We start from the raw sequence: 18883 nt of genomic DNA, 5'->3' as shown, positions 1-18883 counted from the left end.
GGGTGGGGGACGCGGGAGGTGTCGTAGGCATGACAGTGCGCGCGGTCCAGACCAGTAGTCAATAGGTCTGGACCAACGAGGTGTGGTGTGGGCCCGCGGGCGGACTAGCCGTCCGTCGGGTCCACCGTCGCCTGGTGCGCCTCCGCCAGGTGTTCCTCGGCCTTGAGCCATGGCAGGAACTGCGCCGACTTGCGCCACTCGCAGGTGTCGCACTTGATCGTGCGCTGAACTCCCGTCCGCTGGACGCGTACGACGTGCTCGCGGCCGTGCTGGTCCCAGCGGCTCACCTTGCTCGAGTTGATCTGCGGCATGCCACCTCCTGGTGTTCCCGCGTGATGCCACGTGTTTCCGCATTCCCTTACGCAGCAAGGAGTGTGCAGCATGGCGAAGATCAACGGGGAATCTCAGGAGCCGAGTTGGCGGCGCGGTCGGCCGATCGGCATCCGGGTCGGCGCGCCGGGCGCGGGGGGCCCGGTGGCCGGGGCCGGTCCGTCAGCTGATCGTGCGCGGCAGGCGCAGGCTCAGGGCCGTCGTCAGGACGATGACCGCCAGCTGCGCCAGCAGGGTGGTCACCAGCGCGTACTGCATCCCGTGGCCCGGGACGAGGGACAGGAAGAGGGAACCCAGGGTGGCCACGCCGAGGGCGAGGGCGGACTGCTGGGTGGTGATCATCACGCCGCTGCCCACACCGGCGCGCGAGGCCGGGACCTCGGAGAGGATGATCCGGAAGAGGACGGGGAGCTGGAGAGCCTGGCCCGCGCCCGCCACCGCCGCGCCGGGCGCCAGTTCCCAGACGCTCAGGTCCGGCCAGGACCGCCACGCGGCCAGTGCCATCAGGGCCACGCCCACGCTCTGGATCAGGCCGCCGGCGGTGACGACCCGGGTGCCGTACCGGGCGATCAGCCGCGGACCGCACAGCGAGACGACGAAGAAGACCACCGCCATCGGCGCGAGCGCCAGCCCCGCCAGGACCGGACCGAGCCCGGCGCCCTCCTGCAACCCCACCGCGATCACGAACATGAACCCGCTGAAGCCGATCGAGAACGGCACGACCATCACCAGGCCCCGGCGCAGCGACGTCACCGCGAACAGGCTCGGCGGCACCAGCGGCGTACGGCCCGCGCGGTCCTCCCGGCGTTCGACGAGGTAGAACGCCGTCGCGGCGACCGGGAACAGCGCGAGCGACAGCCAGGTCCACAGCGGCCAGCCCGCCGCCCTGCCCTCGGTCAGCGGGGCCAGCAGTGCGAGCAGCGTGACGCCGAGCAGGACCGTGCCGGGCCCGTCGATCGGCTCCGGGTGCTGCGAGCGCGTCTCCGGGACGGCTCGCGTGGCCAGGACCAGGCCGAGGATCACCACGGGCACGTTGACGAGGAAGACCGAGCGCCAGCCGGTGCCCGCGATGTCGGCGGCGACGAGTACGCCCCCGAGGATCTGCCCGGCCACCATGGAGAGCCCGGCCGTCGCCCCGTACAGGCTCATCGCCTTGGCGCGGCGCTGTCCCGCGGTCGCCGACTGGATGGTGGCGAGCACCTGCGGCAGCATCGCCGCGGACGCCGCGCCCTGGGCGACGCGGGCGGCCACCAGCGTCCAGGCGTCGGGCGCGAGCCCGCACGCCAGCGAGGTCAGGCCGAAGGCCGCCATACCGGCGATGAAGAGCCGGCGCCGGCCGAAGAGGTCGCCGAGCCGGCCGCCCAGGACCAGGAGGACGGCGTACGAGACCCCGTACCCGGCGATGACGAGTTCGAGGACGGACTCGCTCGCGTGCAGGTCCTGGCCCATGGTCGGCAGGGCGACGTTGACGATGAAGAAGTCGATGAGCGGCAGCGCCGCGCCGAGGAGCACGGTGAAGAGCCCGAGTCCGCCGAGCGCGGGCGGGGCGTCCGGGGAGCGGACGGGGGTGGTGGTGAGGGTTCCAATTTCGGTCACGTGCCTCAGCGTGCTCCCGACCCGAGACTGGTACCAGAGTCTTCTTATCCTGGTAGAAGAAGTACCTGGAAACAGGCTGAGCCGTACGGCAAGCTGGGGACATGACGACGATGGCACAGGAGCAGGCGGGGACGGCGGCCGGGCACGGCGGGCGTGAGTCCGAGATCCGGCGGCACGAACTGGCCGCCTTCCTGCGGCATCGCCGCGAGCACGTCACCCCTGAGCAGGTCGGTCTGCCCCGCGGCCCGCGCCGGCGCACCCCCGGGCTGCGCCGCGAGGAGGTCGCGCAGCTCGCCGCCGTCGGCGTCACCTGGTACACGTGGCTCGAACAGGCCCGTGACATCCAGGTCTCCGTGCAGGTGCTCGACGCGCTCGCCCGCGCCCTGATGCTCGACCAGAGCGAGCGCGTCCACCTCTTCCAGCTGGCCGGAGCCGTGGACCCGGCGCCGCCCATGACCTGCCCGACGGTGTCCCCGGCCATCCAGACCGTCCTGGAGCAGCTGGAGCCGATGCCGGCCTGCGTCCAGAACAGCCGGTACGACATCCTCGCGTACAACCGGACGTACGGCCTGCTGCTCTGCGACCTCGACGCCGTACCGCCGGAGGACCTGAACTGCATGGTCCTCGCCTACACGAACGAGGAGTGGCGGTCCTCGCTCGTGCATCTCGACGAGAGCACCCGCATGATGGCCGCCAAGTTCCGCGCCTCGATGGCCGGGCATCTCGCCTCGCCCGCCTGGAAGACGCTGCTCAACCGGCTGCGCGCGGAGTCACCGGACTTCTGCGCGGCCTGGGACCGGCACGAGGTGGTCGGCCCCGGCACCAAGCGCAAGGAGTTCCGCAACGCCTACGTCGGGCGGATCACCGTCGACCACACCGACCTGTGGCTCGGTCCGGACGTCGGGCCGCGCATCGTGACGTACGTGCCCGCGGACGAGGAGTCACGCGAGCGGCTGGAGAAGCTGCACGTGATCGCGGCGGAGCGCGGGGCGGCCGGGGTCGCGCCGCGGGCTGGGACCGTCCCCACCGGACTGAGCTGCAAGGACTGACCGGCCGGGCCTCTCCGGGAGGGCGTAGGGCCCCTGGTTCCCCGTCCCCTGGTTCCCCGTCCGGCGGTTCAGGACCGCGCGTCCGCCGTGTCCCGGGCGGGCGTGTGTTCCGGCGCCAGGGACTCCGCCGTACGCCTGGCGGTGTTCCGTGCCCAGGTCCCGGTGGTCAGGGCGCCCAGGACGAGGACCGCGAGGCCACACCCGGCGATGATCCACCAGGCGGGGGCGGCGGCCGCCACGAAGGTGTCCTTGTACGCCGATGTGGTCACCCCGGAGGCCAGTACCGCGCCGATCACGGCGACGCCCAGGGTGCCGCCGATCTGGCGGCTGGTCGACGCGACGGCGGAGGCGACGCCTGCCTGCGAGCGGGGCATGCCGGAGACGGCGGTGTTGGTGATGGGCGCGTTCACGAAGCCGAAGCCGAGGCCGAAGAGGACGTAGCCGATGATCAGCGTGGTGTTCGACGTCTCGCCCTCGAACGCGGCGAACAGCACCCCGCTCGCGGCCATCGCGGCTCCCGCGACCATGAGCGGCACGCGCGGACCGCGGCTGCCCACCAGCCGGCCCGACAGCGGTGCGCAGACGAAGCACATGGCCGCCATCGGCAGCATCCACAGGCCCGCGTGCAGCGCGTCCAGACCACGCACGTTCTGCAGATAGAGCGTCGAGAGGAACAGGAAACCGCTGAGCGCCGCGAATCCGCAGACGGCGATGACGGTGGCCCCGCTGAACGGCGCCGAGCGGAAGAAGCGCAGGTCGATCAGCGGTTCCTCGCGCCGGTGCTCGTACCGCAGGAGGCCGATGAGCGAGACGACGGCCACCGCGGCGAAGGCGGCGACCTCGACGGTGCCCGAGGTGGGCGCCTCGATGATCGCGTAGGTGAGGGAGCCGAGGAGCGCGATGACGAGGAGCTGGGCGACCGGGTCGGGGCGGCGGGCCTTGGGGGCGCGGGACTCGGGGACGTAGCGCAGGGTGAGCAGCAGCGCGGCCAGGCCCACCGGAAGGTTGATCCAGAAGATCGCGCGCCAGCTCACGGAGTCCACGAGCAGACCGCCGATCAGCGGTCCCGCGGCCATGGAGATACCGATCACGCTGCCCCACGCGCCGATCGCGCGGGCACGCTCGCGGGGGTCGGTGAAGGTGTTGGTGATGATCGACATCGCCACGGGGTTCAGCATCGAACCGCCGACCGCCTGCACCATGCGGAAGGCGACGAGGGATTCGAGGTTCGGCGCCAGGGAGCACAGGAGCGAACCGAGCGTGAACAGGACCAGGCCCGCGATGAAGACCTTGCGGCGGCCGATGCGGTCCGCCGTCGAGCCGGCGAGCATCAGGAGTGAGGCGAGGACCAGGGTGTACGCGTCGATCGTCCACTGAAGGCCGGCCAGGCTCGCGTGCAGATCGGTCTGCATCGACGGCAGTGCGACGTTCAGGACGGTGTTGTCGAGGCTCACGATCAGCAGACTCATGCAACAGATCGCGAGCACCAGCAGGCGGTGGCGGGGGCTGAGCTCGGGCATTGATCCATGGTACGACGACTTCAATAGTGTGGCTAACTAACAACTGTCGCCGCACTCGCCGGCGTACGTGACAATGGGGGAATGCCCACGCCCACCCTCGCGCCCGCGTCCCCCCTGACGATCGGCCCCCACACCGTCCAGCCGCCCGTCGTCCTGGCCCCCATGGCCGGGATCACGAACGCGCCCTTCCGCACGCTGTGCCGGGAGTTCAGCGGCGGCAAGGGGCTCTTCGTCAGCGAGATGATCACCACGCGAGCACTGGTCGAGCGCAACGAGAAGACCATGCAGCTGATCCACTTCGACGCGACCGAGAAGCCGCGTTCGATCCAGCTGTACGGGGTGGACCCGGCGACCGTCGGCAAGGCCGTCCGCATGATCGCGGAGGAAGGGCTCGCCGACCACATCGACCTGAACTTCGGCTGCCCCGTCCCCAAGGTGACCCGCAAGGGCGGCGGCTCCGCCCTCCCGTACAAGCGGAACCTGCTGCGCGCCATCCTCCGGGAGGCCGTGAGCGGAGCCGGTGACCTGCCCGTCACGATGAAGATGCGCAAGGGCATCGACGACGACCACATCACCTACCTGGACGCCGGGCGGATCGCCGTCCAGGAGGGCGTCACGGCCATCGCCCTGCACGGCAGGACCGCCGCCCAGCACTACGGCGGCACGGCGGACTGGGACGCCATCGCCCGCCTCAAGGAGCACGTGCCGGAGATCCCCGTCCTCGGCAACGGCGACATCTGGTCCGCCGACGACGCGCTGCGCATGGTGCGGGAGACCGGCTGCGACGGAGTGGTCGTCGGGCGTGGGTGCCTGGGCCGGCCCTGGCTGTTCGGCGACCTGGTGGCCGCGTTCGAGGGCCGCGGGGTCCGCGACGACGGCCTCGACGGGTACGCCCGCCCGGTGCTCCGGGAGGTCGCGGCCGTCATGGTCCGCCACGCCACCCTCCTCGGCGAGTGGATCGGCGACGAGGCGCGCGGGGTCATCGACTTCCGCAAGCACGTCGCCTGGTACCTCAAGGGCTTCGCCGTCGGCTCCGACATGCGCAAGCGCCTCGCCATCACGTCCTCGATCGCCGAACTCTCCGAGGGACTCGCCGAGTTGGACCTCGACCAGCCCTGGCCGGCCGGCGCGGACGGCCCCCGCGGCCGTTCGTCGGGCAACAACAGGGTTGTTCTGCCCGAGGGTTGGCTCAAGGACCCCTACGACTGCGCGTGGGTCGGCGAGGACGCGGAGCTGGACACGTCGGGCGGGTGAGTCACTCGACACGGATTCCCCGTGTCGGCCTCGACACAAGGAATCCGGCTCCTCGACACTGTGCGGGTGGCGGACAGCGTGGTGTGGGTCGGGGTGTTCACCGGTGCGACGGCGGTGCTCGCGAGCTGGGTGACCACCGTGGGCAACGCCCGTGCGGCGAAGGTCCAGGTCGAGGCGTCCGTGCGGGCCCAGCACCGGGACCGGGTCCGGGAGATCCGCCGGGCCGCCTACCTGGACCTCATGGAACAGGCGCACGTCACCGGCCAGTTGTACTGGCAGGTGGGCGACGCGTACTTCCAGCTCACCGACTCACCTGAGCGGCTGACACGCGTTCAGGAACTCCGCGTCGAACTGCGTGGCGCCTTCGACCCCCTCATGCGCTGCGTCCGCGTCATCGTCCTCGAAGGACCGGCCCCGGCCGCCGAAGCGGCCGAGGCCGTCATGGGCGCGGCGGCGGAGGCCAACAGCGCACTGGCGCGGGTCTCCCGGGGCGAACCCGGAGCCCGCGAAGGCTTCGACGAGACCCACGCCGTGTTCCGGCACAGACTGGAGCGGTTCATCGAGGAAGCCCGCACGATCATGGCCGACTCGTAGGCTCGCGGCGCGGGCACGCGGGCGCTCCTTCGTCCCCGCTACGCGCCCCCCACCGCCGTGAGCAGCGCCAGCGGCGCCGCCGCCGACCTCGACTCCCGTACGCAGGCGTGCGGGTAGGGCACCGGCTCGCTGTGGGTGTCGCGGCCGTAGCCCGCCAGGACCTCCGGGAGGCGGTGGCCCGCGGCCGTGGCGGCGTCGACCAGGGCGTGCGCGACGGTACGGGCCTCGTCGTGCAGGCCGTACCTCGCCAGACCCAGCGTGATCAGGGCGTTGTCGTGCGGCCAGACCGAGCCGCGGTGGTACGAGAGCGGGTGGTACGCCGCCTGGCCGGAGGCGAGGGTGCGCACACCCCAGCCGGAGAAGAAGTCGGGTTCCAGGAGACGCCGGCCGACCAGCTCGCCGTACTCCTTGTCGAGCAGCCCCGACCACAACAGGTGGCCCGCGTCGGAGGCGAGGGCGTCGACATGGCGGCCGTCGCCGTCCAACGCCAGGGCGGGGAAGCCTCGTTCGGTCATCCAGAAGTCCCGCTGGAAACGGTCCCGGAGGTCACCCGCGGCCTGTTCGAGGAGAGCCGCGTAGACCTCGTCGTCCCACACCGTGCGGGACAACTGCGCGGTGCGGCGCAGCGCGTCGTACGCGTATCCCTGGGCGCCCGCCGCCATCACCGGACCGGAGGGGCGGCTGCCGTCGGCCGAGCACATGGCGCCCGGGGAGTCCTTCCAGTTCTGGTTGGCGAGGCCTCCGCCGTCCGAGCGGTAGACGAGATAGCCGCGCGAGGTCAGCCCGCCGTGGTCCAGCATCCATCCGATCGCGGCACGGGCGTTGGGCTCCAGGCGGCGGGCCAGCGAGAGGTCGCCGGTCTGCTCGGTGTACGCGCCGAGCAGCACCAGAAACAGCGGCGTCGCGTCCACCGAACCGTAGTAACGCCCGTACGGCACCTGCCCGAAGTGCGCCAGCTCCCCGTGCCGCACCTCGTGCACGATCTTGCCGGGCTGGCACACCGCCTGCGCGCCCACCTCGGTGGCCTGGGTCGCGGCGAGCGCGGGCAGGGTGGCCGCGGCGAGCTGGGGGCGGTAGGGGAGGGTGAAGAGTGAGGTCAGGAGGGCGTCCCGGCCCAGCAGGGTCAGGAACCACGGCACTCCACCGGCCGGGACGCGCAGTTCCTCGCCGTCCGGGCCGCGGGCCGGGACCTGGAGCGACGCCAGGTCGGACAGCCCCCGCGCACAGGCGGCGGCCAGCTCGGGCCAGCCAGTAGGGAAGGGCACCCCTTCCGCGAACTCGCCCTCCAGAGCGATGAGTCGTTCGTTCGCGGCGGCGGGGGAGCGCGGTACCTCGGGATCGTGCGCGGCGCCGTGCGGACGCGCCGCGACCCGCAGCGACAGCTCCGCGCTGCCGTGCGGTTCGAGCTCCAGGGTCCATACGAGGCGGCGGGCGCCCGTGCCCGTCTCCTCCACGCCGTCCGGGGCGGGCTCGGCGGTGACCGTCGTACTGGACCGCCAGTCACCGCGCTGATAGCCGAACCGCACGCCGTCGTCGAGGACTTGACGGGTACGGACGGCGCCCGACTTGGCGTAGGTGCGGTAGTCGGAGCGCAGCTCGAACTGGTCCGTGAAGTCGGCGTCCGCGGTGACCGCGACGCGCACGGTCGTGGGCGCCTGGCGGTTGCTGGTGAAGCGCAACGACTCCACGAACGCGCCCTCGGCGACGGCCTGTTCGCGGAAGATCGTGCAGGCGGGCGGCTCGTTCCGGCCGCCGCGCGGTACCAGGACGCAGCGCGCCGTGTCGCCGTCCGCGACCGGCGTGAGCGCCTCGGGCACCGCGCCGTCCACGGTCAGCTGCCAGCGGCTCAGGTGCCGTGCGTCGCGCACGAACAACCCGTCCGGCGAACTGCCGCCCCGCACACCGCTGATGTCCCCGCCGTCGCCCACCGCGGCGAACGTCCCACCGTGCACGAGCAGATGATGCCTGTCCGTCATCCCCGGTCCCCTCCCTTGGCGCCCGTCTCGTACGTGTCCGCGCGCGCGTTCCCGTAGGTGCCCGCGCTGTGTGCCCTGGCGAACGTGTCGTGTCCCGAGTGGGGCGCGACACGGTCGGTCCCCTCGGGCGCGTGCAGCAGGTCCAGGGTCAGCGCGGCGGTCCAGCTGAAGCCGAGCGCTCCGCAGGCCTCGCCGCTGTACGGGTCCACGTACTCCGCGAACCCGGACTCCCCGGCCGTGTCGAGCAGCGCGGCCCGCAGTCCGTCCGCGCGCGCCTGCTCGCCGTGCAGCCGCAGCCCGCGCTCCAGCAGCCAGTTGGTGTTGAACCAGGCGGGGCCGCGCCAGTAGCGGTGCGGGTCGAAGGCTTCCCCGGTCAGGTCATAGCTCGGCACGAGCCGAGTGCTGTCACCGAGCCCGAAGTGCGGACCGCTCGCCGTGCGCACGAGCGTGGCGGCGATGTCGCGGGGCAACGCGGGAAGCAGCAGCGGGATCAGCCCGGCGACACCGCGCTCGGGAATGAGCACGCCACGAGGAGAGCGCCGCTCAGTTTCGAGAGCACCGCTCGCACCCCGCCCAGAGCGCCGCTCCGAACCGAGAGCGCCGCTCTCCGCGGCCCCGCGGGCGTCGCCGCCCGCATCCCCGTACACGTCCCGGCAGAAGAACATCCCCTCCGCCGGGTCCCACAGTCGTGCCACCAGTGCCGCCGTGAGGCGTTCCGCGCGCGCGTGCCGGGCGGTGCCCGCCGCGCCCAGCTCCTGCGCGACGTGGGCGAGGGCGTGCTCGGAGGCGATCAGCAGCGCGTTGAACGCGGGGTCCTCGACCGCGAACTCGCCCGCCCCGTCCGCGTACCCGCCGTCCCGGTAGTCGGCGGCCAGTCGTACGTACCGCCCGTAGTCCAGATCCGTCGGCCGGTCCTCGGCGGACCCGTGGTCGAGGTCGGCGCGCCGGAAGGAGCGGGCCGGGGCCGGGGTGATCCGGCTCAACGGGGCGTCCCAGCAGGGGCTGTTGTCCATGCCCTGCTCCCACGGGTGGACCACGGAGGCGAGGCCCCCGCCGCCCAGGTCCCGGCGGTGCAGCAGATAGCGGTGCCAGGCCGCGAGGCGAGGATAGACGCGGGTGAGGAAACCGCGGGCCCGCGACAGGCCCGGGTCGGCCTGGTGCACCAGCCAGGCGGCGAGCGCGTGCACCGGTGGCTGCACGATCCCCGACGTCTGTACGGTGCGCGGGGCGCCCGCGGCGCGTCCCGCGGTGGAGGAGCGCCAGAAGTCGGGGCTCGGGAAGTACGCGTCCAGCGGCACGGAGGGGTTGAAGACGATGTGCGGGATCCGGCCGTCGCCCCACTGCGCGCCGAGCAGCGTCTCCAGCTCCGTCTGCGCCCGCAGGGGTGACAGATGGCGCAGCCCGATCGAGATGAACGCGGAGTCCCAGGACCACTGGTGCGGGTACAGACCGCGGGACGGCACGGTGGACGTTCCCGTCCAGTTGCCGGTCAGTACCCGGGCCGCCCTGAGGTGCAGCGACCCCGCCGTCGCGGCAGGATCGTATACAAGCTCCTCCGCACGGGTTACCCCCTCGGTGCCGGGCGGCGAGGGTGGGCCGGAGGCGTGCACGGGCGTGCCTGAGGTGCGCAGGGAGGTGGTGATCCCCGTGCGCAGGGCGGTGAGCTGGGTTGTGCTGTCCACTCAGGTCTCCCGGAAGACATCCTGCCGACCAGTTCGGCTGTAGCTACCGTAGGGTTACGTCTATTTAACACGCAAAACTCAATATGTAATGCAGAGTTGAGGAACGCAAGAGGGTGGGCATGACAGGAAAGGTGGACAGGACCGTGCGGGCAGGGAATCAGGCAAGCGCCGGAGAGCTGCTCGAACTGGTGCGCAGCGGACGGGCGAGAACGCGCGGCGCGCTGCAACAGGCCACGGGCCTCTCCCGGGCCACCGTCGGCCAGCGCCTGGACCGGCTCTTCCGCGCGGGCTGGCTGCGCGAGGGCGCCGGCGGCCCGGTCGACTCCCCGCTCGGCGGACGGCCCTCCATCACCCTCGAGTTCGACGACGCCCACGCGATCGTCCTGGCCGCCGACCTCGACACCCGGCACGGCAGGGCGGCCGTCCTCACCCTGACGGGCGAGATCCTGGCCGAGTGCTCGGGAGTTCTGGTCATCGACGAGGGCCCGGAGGCGGTCCTCGGCGAACTCGGCCGCTGGTTCGCCGAGTTGCTGGTCAAGGCGGGCAAGCCCGCCGGCGCCGTGTGCGGAATCGGGCTCGCCGTGCCGGGGCCGGTCGACAGCGACACCGGCCGGGTCGTCCAGCCGCCGATCATGCCGGGCTGGGACGGTTACGACATAAGGGGACGCCTGAGCCGCGCGTTCGCCATGCACGCGGGCGCCAGGACCGACGTCCCCGTACTCGTCGACAACGACGCCAACCTCATGGCGTACGGGGAGCAGCGCACCGGCTATCCGGACTGTTCGGCGTTCGCCCTGGTCAAGGTCTCCACCGGTATCGGCGCGGGCATGGTCGTCGGCGGGACCATCTACCGGGGGATCGACGGCGGCGCGGGCGACATCGGGCACATCCGGGTGGGCGCCGACGCGCTGTGCCGGTGCGGCTCGTACGGCTGTCTGGCCGCAGTGGCCAGTGGTGGCGCGGTGGCGCGGCGGCTCGTCGAGTCCGGGGTGGCGGCCGCTTCGGGGTCCGATGTGCGGGAGTTGCTGTCGTCCGGACATCCGGAGGCGATGGCGCTCGCGCGGGAGGCGGGGCGCCAGGTCGGGGACGTACTGGCGACCGTGGTGACGCTGCTCAACCCGGGTGTCCTGATGATCGCCGGAGATCTGGCCGGAACTCCCTTCCTGACCGGTGTGCGTGAGCTGCTGTACCAGCGGGCGCTGCCCCGCTCCACCGCTCATCTGGACGTGGTGACCTCGCGGCTCGGCGAGCGGGCCGGCCTGGTGGGGGCCGGGGCGCTGGTCGTGGAGTACCTGTACGCGCCCGAACGGGCCGAGGAGCGGCTCGCGGCGCTGGGTGTGTGAACCGACCCCGGCGTGCGCACTGTCGGGGCGTGCAGAGCCCACAGCACCCGTTCCGTTGGCTCGTGTGACATCCGTGTGACGTGGCGTGTGATGTGTCCACATCGGGGTCCGCATGGTGAAATCCGGACTTCGTTCCGGCGTGATTCTCGCCACGCCTGATAAGGGGTAGGCTCAGATGAGCGGATCATGAGCGGCTGCACTTCTCCAAAGGGTGGCACTCAGTGCCACCCTTTGATCGTTCAGCAGCTGAACTCAGGCGTGCTGGTAGCCGCTCAAGTGAGCGATAAGCCTGGTCTACGGGGGTTGCCCCGTTCAAGAAGTGAAAACATCGTCACCCCATCGCTTGCCAAGCCTTGACTTTCGATCTGGGGGCGGACGAGTGGTTACAGGCGCATGACGCGCAAGTGGACGTACCCAGACGCCTTCGATCTGGGTATGTTCCCCGTCGTCAGGGCAGCCACCGCGACGTCGAGGAGTCGAGACTCGTGTCGGAAAACAAAGATCCCCACGTAGCTGAGAGCGCGGTCGAGGGCGCGGGCGAGGGCGTGAAGTTCGTTTATGACTTCACGGAGGGAAACAAGGACCTCAAGGACCTGCTCGGCGGCAAGGGAGCGAACCTCGCCGAGATGACCAACCTGGGCCTTCCCGTCCCTCCCGGCTTCACCATCTCCACCGAGGCCTGCAAGACCTACCTCGACAGCGGCGAGGAACCGGCGGCACTGCGTGACGAGGTGAGTGCGCACCTCGACGCGCTGGAGCAGTGGATGGGCAAGACGCTCGGGCAGGCCGATAACCCCCTGCTCGTATCCGTCCGTTCCGGGGCGAAGTTCTCCATGCCCGGCATGATGGACACGGTGCTGAACATCGGGCTCTCCGACAGGTCGGTGCAGGGCCTCGCCAAGCAGGCCGGTGACGACCGCTTCGCGTGGGACTCGTACCGCCGTCTCATCCAGATGTTCGGCAAGACGGTCCTCGGCGTCGACGGCGACCTCTTCGAAGACGCGCTGGAGGCGGCGAAGGACGCCAAGAAGGTCGCCGTCGACACGGACCTCGAAGCGGCCGACCTGAAGAAGCTGGTCACCAAGTTCAAGAAGATCGTCAAGACCGAGGCCGGGCGGGACTTCCCGCAGGACCCGCGTGAGCAGATGGACCTCGCCATCCACGCGGTCTTCGACTCCTGGAACACCGACCGCGCCAAGCTCTACCGCCGCCAGGAGCGCATCCCGCACGACCTCGGCACGGCGGTCAACGTCTGTTCGATGGTCTTCGGCAACCTCGGCCCGGACTCCGGCACCGGCGTCGCCTTCACCCGCGACCCCGCCTCGGGCCACCAGGGCGTGTACGGCGACTACCTCCAGAACGCGCAGGGCGAGGACGTCGTCGCGGGCATCCGCAACACGGTCCCGCTCGCCGAGCTGGAGACGATCGACAAGAAGTCCTACGACCAGCTCATGCAGATCATGGGGACCCTGGAGAATCACTACAAGGATCTCTGCGACATCGAGTTCACCATCGAGCGCGGCCAGTTGTGGATGCTCCAGACCCGTGTCGGCAAGCGGACGGCGGGCGCGGCCTTCCGGATCGCCACGCAACTCGTCGACCAGGGGCTGATCGACGAGGCCGAGGCGCTCCAGCGGGTGACGGGCGCTCAGCTCGCCCAGCTGATGTTCCCCCGCTTCGACGACACGGCGGGCGGCAAGGTCACGCAGATCGGCCGGGGCATCGCCGCGTCGCCGGGCGCGGCCGTCGGCAAGGCGGTCTTCGACTCGTACACCGCGATCAAGTGGTCGCGTTCGGGTGAGAAGGTCATCCTGATCCGCCGCGAGACCAACCCGGACGACCTGGACGGCATGATCGCCGCCGAGGGCATCCTGACCAGCCGGGGCGGCAAGACCTCCCACGCGGCCGTCGTCGCGCGGGGCATGGGCAAGACGTGCGTGTGCGGCGCCGAGGACCTCGAAGTCGACACCAAGCGGCGCCGGTTGACGGTCAACGGCACCGTCGTCGAGGAGGGCGACGTCGTCTCGATCGACGGCTCCACCGGCAAGGTGTACGTCGGTGAGGTCCCGGTCGTACCGTCCCCCGTCGTCGAGTACTTCGAGGGCCGGATGCACGCGGGCGCCGACGACGCCGACGAACTGGTGGCCGCCGTGCACCGGATCATGGCGTACGCCGACCGGGTCCGCAGGCTGCGCGTGCGGGCCAACGCGGACAACGCCGAAGACGCCCTCCGCGCCCGGCGTTTCGGCGCCCAGGGCATCGGGCTGTGCCGCACCGAGCACATGTTCCTCGGCGACCGGCGCGAGCTGGTGGAACGGCTGATCCTGGCCGACACGGACGCGGAGCGCGAGGAGTCGCTGAAGGAGCTGCTGCCGCTCCAGAAGCAGGACTTCATCGAGCTGTTCGAGGCGATGGACGGCCTGCCGGTGACCGTCCGGCTGCTCGACCCGCCGCTGCACGAGTTCCTGCCGGACATCACCGAGCTGTCGGTCCGGGTGGCCCTCGCGGAGTCCCGCAAGGACGCCAACGAAAACGACCTGCGGCTCCTCCAGGCCGTCCACCGGCTGCACGAGCAGAACCCGATGCTGGGCCTGCGCGGCGTACGCCTCGGCCTGGTCATCCCCGGCCTCTTCACCATGCAGGTACGGGCGATCGCCGAGGCCGCCGCCGAGCGCAAGAACGCCAAGGCCGACCCGCGGGCCGAGATCATGATCCCGCTCGTCGGTACCGTGCAGGAGCTGGAGATCGTCCGCGAGGAGGCCGACCAGGTCATCGCCGAGGTCCAGGCGGCGACGGGCACCGACCTCAAGCTCGCCATCGGCACGATGATCGAACTCCCGCGCGCCGCGCTGACCGCCGGTCAGATCGCCGAGGCCGCCGAGTTCTTCTCCTTCGGCACGAACGACCTCACCCAGACGGTCTGGGGCTTCTCCCGCGACGACGTCGAGGCCTCCTTCTTCACCGCCTACCTGGAGAAGGGCATCTTCGGCGTCTCCCCCTTCGAGACGATCGACCGCGACGGCGTCGGCAAGCTCGTCCGGGACGCCTCCGTCGCCGGCCGTGCGACCCGCCCCGACCTCAAACTCGGCGTCTGCGGCGAACACGGCGGCGACCCGGAGTCGGTCCACTTCTTCCACGAGGTCGGACTCGACTACGTCTCCTGCTCACCGTTCCGCATCCCCGTCGCCCGCCTGGAAGCGGGCCGAGCGGCCTCCTCGGCGGCAGGCAGCGACCACCGCTGACCCCCCCCGAAACCCCCGGGACCGCTGTCGAGTCACCCCGACCCTCACCGACCCGACAGCGGCCCCGGTGCACGAAGAAGGGGCGGCACCCTGTGCGGGGGTGCCGCCCCTTCGGGCATGGTCTGCGGGGACTGTCAAGATACTTCGCTGACCAGCGGAAATGGTGGTTGGGTGCGTTGGTTGCCGTTGAACCCGCGAGAGGCTTGTGCCCTCGTTCTGCCCTCCGGGTGCGGCTGAGTTCCGTCCACGCCCCGTTCGCATGGATCGAGGGCGGGCGCCCCAGCGTGAGGCTGCCTGAGTAACCGCCTGCGGCCCCGGGCCGTCAGATGTACTGCGTCCCCGCACCGAGGGCTCTGGCAACCCCCCTCGCCGCACATGCGAGAGGGTTGCCAGGGCCATCCCCGGATCGCTGACCGTGCGGTAGCGGTGGCTGTCGTCGGGGCGAGTGGGTTCCCGTGGGCCAGCCGCCGCCTCGGGGACCGGAGTCAGATCTCCAAACCGAACTCGCGCCGCCTGTCCGAGATGCTGGTGAGGAAGGTCCGTGACGCGGCAAGGGAGTCCGTCCGAAGGGCCTCCTCCAGCGTCATCCACTGGACCTCGTGGATTTCCTCCTCCTGTAGGTCGGGACGCGCGGGAAAGTCTCCGACGCAGACCCATGCGTGGATCTTCCCTGGCCCTTCGTCCCTGGGGAGGCAACCGAGCGAGATCATCTCCCTCGCGTCCAGGTCGATGCCCAGCTCTTCCCGTACCTCGCGGCGGGCGGTGTCCAAGGGCGTGTCGTCCCACGACTCCATCTGGCCCCCGACGGGATGCCAGTACCCGGGATAGCGGCGAGTCCGTGCGAGCAGGATCCTTCCCGATTCGATAAGGAAGACAAAGGACGTCCACAGATTGGATCCATTGGTCCGCTGCTCGTACAAGTGGTCGACGGCGGAGAGCGGAACACCGGGATCCGTAATCGCGGCTCGTTCGTTGACCACGGCGCTGCCTTTCGAAGGGCCGAGCACCTTTGAGTCGTTACCGGCCACGTGCTCGGTGGCGACCAGGGTCACGGACCAGGAATCCCATACGGCTTCATGCGGGCTTGTCGTGGTGTGGAACCTCCCGGCAGGAATGTCGAGAGGGCTCTCCTGCGGTGTGGCATCCCATGCCGAGACCAGGCGGACGCTCGTGGACCTTCCTTCCGGCGTGAGGAAGCTGACTCCGACGCCGAGCGAGCTCTCGACGGTGAACGAGTCGTACCGCACAGCCGTCGCGCCGTCGTCCACGTCGTACATCGCGTGTCGGACACAGCCGACGATGGAACGTGTCAGCAGGTCCCAGCCGTGGCTGTGCACGATGAAGGGGTCGGAGTCGGTTCTCCGTTCTCCGGCGGGCGGCCACAGATGCACGCGGATGCCCCACTCCGGGAACGTGTCCAGAGGCAGGCGGAACACGAGGAATCCGTAGGGGTGCAGGTAGGAGGGAGAGTCGTCCAGGAACGTCCGCAGGTCCGGCCACCCTTGACGGGTCATCCACGAGCCGATCGCCTCACGCGTTGGCATAGGGGTTCACCGGCCTCTGGTACGCGTCCAGCGTCATGCTCAGGAGCTCGTCGTCCGCCCCTTGGAGTATGTCCAGCAGGGAGAGGACTTCTCTGACGTCCGCGACGGAACCAGGATCCAGCTCAGTGGCGGACCGGGGAAGAGGCAGCTCTGTGCTCTGGCGGTTGCTCAGCCGCATGTCCTCTTTGGTCGAGTCGTAGAAGGAAGAGCCGACCGGGTATTTCAACGCGGCCGTGCCGGCCTTCTCGCGGGTCACGATCACGCAGGTGTCGGACAGGTCGATCGTGAACGGTGAAACAAAGGTCGCCAGGTACACCCGGCAGTTGAGCCGGGAGAACTGGTAACTCAGGAGCTGGAGCCTGATAATGGTCGCGGCGATCTCCGCCTGCGCGCGCTGCCGCGTCCAGTAGTCCCGCCGGTCGGGGTTCGCGTTCCTCCGGTACTCGGCGAAGAAGTCCATCAGTTCGACGTTGTCCGGATCGAGCACCTGCACGTTCACCGAGAGATAGTGCCCCTGTCTCTCGGCGCGCTGGAGAAGGGTCGGCAGGACCGCCGATCTGAAGTACCGAGCTGTATGACCCCGGTAGTCCCAGGAGTTGGTGGCGCCTGCCGCTTTGTCGAGTTCGGCGGAGATCGATCCGGGGTCGGTGACCTGAACCTCCGTCGGTCCCTGCCGCTTCAGGCCGTAGAAGAACACCACGAGCAGGGAGACGCACAATGAGGCCACCGCGGCCCCGGTGAGCGAGTCGACGATCGAGATGATCATGTCGCTGAGACTCACCTCCGTCGCCCCGCCCAGGTGCGGCAACGCGAACAACCTGATGACGATCAGCAGCGCGGCGGCCAGACCGAGCGAGGATAGGTACAGCTTCGTGTTCACCCCAGCCGGGCCGTCACTTCTCCCAGCGTCGTCCATGGGCAATCCCCCGATCGTTCAGACCGTCAACCCGTCCGCTCCACCCGCGTGGATCCAGTGCATTCAACAGGAGCAGCGGGTGGTCCACCAAGAGACCGTGGACGCCGGTGACACCACCGAGACGCTGATGCGGTGCGCGCGCAGCCAGGCGAGATGGTCGGCTGGGCAAGACGCCTTGTCCGCGAGGCGTTTGACAGGTCGACGCGGTCCGCGTCGGAAACGAACGGCAGGTAGGTCGCGGACCACGGCTGGTGGGCCTGGCTGCAACTCGTGTTCGCGCCCGACAAGGTGACCACGAGTGCCTCTCCAAGGGAGAGGATCGGACGGCCGGGCCGATGAAGGCGCCGCTCAACGATGTCCCCCGAGAGCGCCCTCCAGGTGGGACAGATGGCTGACTTCCCAGCTCAGGAAGCCAGCCATCCGCCCTGTACGGGGCCACCGCCGCCCCCGCGGATCGCCGCGGGAAGCTCAGGACCGGAACGGCCCCGTCACCTCGTACGTGATGCCGCCGGACGAGCTGCCGCTGGTGCCGCGCTGGCTGGAGAAGTAGAGGCGTCTGCCGTCGGGGGAGAAGGCGGGGCCGGTTATCTCGGAGGCGGACTGGCCGGTGATGCGGAGGAAGGGGGCGATCACGTCGGAGGGGGTGATCACGCAGATCTCCATGTTGCCGCCGTCCTCCGCGACGAAGAGGTCACCGGAGGCGGAGCCGGTGATGTTGTCGACGCCGGTCAGCGGAGCGGTGCCGGACGTCACGAGGGAGTCGTCGTACGCCAGCTCGTAGGTGCTGTTGGCCAGGTTCAGCTGCCAGACGCGGTTGTCGCCCTTGGTGGTGAACCAGACCGTGTTGTCGGCGTAGTGGCAGCCCTCGCCGCCGTTGAAGGACTTCGAACCGGAGACCTGGGTGCGGGTGGTCGTCGGTGAGCCGTCCGGGTCCGGCACGTTCGCCCAGGTGAAGGAGCCGGAGGTCGCAGATCCCGCGACGAGGACCTGGAGGGTGCCGGAGGACAGGTTGCCCCAGGTGGTCGGGACGAAGCGGTAGAAGCGGCCGTTGGTCTCGTCCTCGGTCAGGTAGATCACCTGGCGCACCGGGTCGGCGGCGGCGGCCTCGTGCTTGAAGCGGCCCATCGCGGGCCGCTGCACCGCCGCGTTCACCCCCCACGGGTCGGTCTCGTAGACGAGGCCGAGGGACACCTCCTCACAGGACAGCCAGGTGTTCCACGGGGTCTTGCCGCCCGCGCAGTTCGTGCGGGTGCCCGAGAGGATGCGGTACGCCCCGGTGATCGCGCCGGTCGAGGAGAACTTCACCGCGCTCGCCCCGCCGGAGGGGTTGATCTCCGAGTTGGACACGTAGATCCAGCCGGTGCCGTCGGCGTAGCAGGCGCCGCCGTCGGGGGCGCTGTGCCAGGTGTACGAGGTGCCGGTGACCGTCTGCCCGGAACGGGCGATCACCCGGCTGGTGAATCCCGCCGGCAGCTGGATGCCGTTGGCGTTGGCGGCGCCGAGAGCCCCGTAGGGCCCCGCGCCGGGCTGGGCGGGTGCGGCGTAGGCGGCGCCGCGCCACAGGGTTCCGCCCAGGACGGCGGACGAACCGCCGAGGACGGCTGCACGCAGAAGGGTACGACGTTCCACTCTCGCTCCAGAGGGCCGTGACCGCCCCGCCGCCGGTCGATGGCGGGGTCGCGCGCTGATGGACCCTAGACGCACAGAGTTGACGTGTCATGGACAAATCGTGACGGGTGGGCGGCGGATGGTGACGAGCGGCTCTCACGACCGGCCCAGGGCCCCGGTCCGCCCGGCGGCATACGCTGAACCGTCCGCGGCAGCACACACATCGAGG

Annotated in this window: 13 protein-coding genes; 5 read left to right on the top strand and 8 right to left on the bottom strand. The window is 70.4% G+C overall.

Features of this window, described 5'->3' with window-relative positions:
• Positions 1 to 104: 104 nt before the first annotated feature.
• The gene (locus tag ACIP79_RS30435) at positions 105 to 311 is read right to left on the bottom strand and encodes a hypothetical protein (protein WP_383680530.1); all 207 of its coding nucleotides are present in this window, start codon (positions 309 to 311) and stop codon (positions 105 to 107) included.
• Between the two features lie 181 nt (positions 312 to 492).
• Positions 493 to 1926, bottom strand: a complete 1434-nt coding sequence (locus ACIP79_RS30430; RefSeq protein ID WP_401228280.1) for an MFS transporter — start codon at positions 1924 to 1926, stop codon at positions 493 to 495.
• Positions 1927 to 2027: 101 nt separating this feature from the next.
• Here ACIP79_RS30430 and ACIP79_RS30425 point away from each other — a divergent pair, with 101 nt between their 5' ends.
• Positions 2028 to 2975: a helix-turn-helix transcriptional regulator gene (locus ACIP79_RS30425; protein ID WP_401228278.1), complete on the top strand. Its 948-nt coding sequence runs from the start codon at positions 2028 to 2030 to the stop codon at positions 2973 to 2975.
• A gap of 68 nt (positions 2976 to 3043) precedes the next feature.
• Here the strand turns inward: ACIP79_RS30425 and ACIP79_RS30420 are convergent, their stop codons facing one another.
• Positions 3044 to 4495 (bottom strand): MFS transporter, encoded by a 1452-nt coding sequence (locus tag ACIP79_RS30420; RefSeq protein ID WP_401228276.1) that lies wholly within the window; start codon positions 4493 to 4495, stop codon positions 3044 to 3046.
• 81 nt (positions 4496 to 4576) lie between these two features.
• Here ACIP79_RS30420 and dusB point away from each other — a divergent pair, with 81 nt between their 5' ends.
• Both dusB and ACIP79_RS30410 read left to right on the top strand, forming a co-directional pair.
• Entirely contained in the window at positions 4577 to 5749 is a 1173-nt protein-coding gene (gene dusB / locus ACIP79_RS30415) for a tRNA dihydrouridine synthase DusB (protein ID WP_401228274.1), read from the top strand.
• A 66-nt stretch (positions 5750 to 5815) separates the two neighbouring features.
• Positions 5816 to 6343 (top strand): hypothetical protein, encoded by a 528-nt coding sequence (locus ACIP79_RS30410; protein WP_401228272.1) that lies wholly within the window; start codon positions 5816 to 5818, stop codon positions 6341 to 6343.
• Positions 6344 to 6381: 38 nt separating this feature from the next.
• Here the strand turns inward: ACIP79_RS30410 and ACIP79_RS30405 are convergent, their stop codons facing one another.
• Positions 6382 to 8319, bottom strand: coding sequence for a glycogen debranching N-terminal domain-containing protein (locus ACIP79_RS30405; protein WP_401228271.1), 1938 nt, complete (start codon positions 8317 to 8319; stop codon positions 6382 to 6384).
• Positions 8316 to 9836 (bottom strand): MGH1-like glycoside hydrolase domain-containing protein, encoded by a 1521-nt coding sequence (locus ACIP79_RS30400; RefSeq protein ID WP_401228461.1) that lies wholly within the window; start codon positions 9834 to 9836, stop codon positions 8316 to 8318. Before ACIP79_RS30400 ends, ACIP79_RS30405 begins: the two co-directional genes overlap by 4 nt.
• A 284-nt stretch (positions 9837 to 10120) precedes the next feature.
• Between ACIP79_RS30400 and ACIP79_RS30395 the strand changes: the two genes are divergently transcribed.
• A complete protein-coding gene (locus ACIP79_RS30395) occupies positions 10121 to 11344 on the top strand; it encodes an ROK family protein (protein WP_401228269.1) in 1224 nt (407 codons plus the stop codon).
• A 485-nt stretch (positions 11345 to 11829) separates the two neighbouring features.
• Positions 11830 to 14586, top strand: a complete 2757-nt coding sequence (gene ppdK / locus ACIP79_RS30390) for a pyruvate, phosphate dikinase (protein WP_401228267.1) — start codon at positions 11830 to 11832, stop codon at positions 14584 to 14586.
• Between the two features lie 485 nt (positions 14587 to 15071).
• Here the strand turns inward: ppdK and ACIP79_RS30385 are convergent, their stop codons facing one another.
• From ACIP79_RS30385 to ACIP79_RS30375, 3 genes are all read right to left on the bottom strand, one after another.
• The gene (locus tag ACIP79_RS30385) at positions 15072 to 16100 is read right to left on the bottom strand and encodes an NUDIX hydrolase (protein WP_401228265.1); all 1029 of its coding nucleotides are present in this window, start codon (positions 16098 to 16100) and stop codon (positions 15072 to 15074) included.
• A gap of 16 nt (positions 16101 to 16116) precedes the next feature.
• Positions 16117 to 17046, bottom strand: a complete 930-nt coding sequence (locus ACIP79_RS30380; protein ID WP_401228263.1) for a hypothetical protein — start codon at positions 17044 to 17046, stop codon at positions 16117 to 16119.
• A gap of 468 nt (positions 17047 to 17514) precedes the next feature.
• Positions 17515 to 18675 carry an alkaline phosphatase PhoX gene (locus tag ACIP79_RS30375; RefSeq protein WP_401228261.1) on the bottom strand — a complete coding sequence of 387 codons (1161 nt, stop codon included), beginning with the start codon at positions 18673 to 18675 and terminating at the stop codon, positions 17515 to 17517.
• Positions 18676 to 18883: the final 208 nt, after the last annotated feature.

Origin of the sequence: Streptomyces sp. NPDC088747 (assembly GCF_044751025.1) — a bacterium.
In the GTDB taxonomy this organism is placed as follows: domain Bacteria; phylum Actinomycetota; class Actinomycetes; order Streptomycetales; family Streptomycetaceae; genus Streptomyces.
The sequence above is the reverse complement of the archived record's forward strand: the minus strand, read 5'-3'. Positions and strand labels throughout refer to the sequence as shown.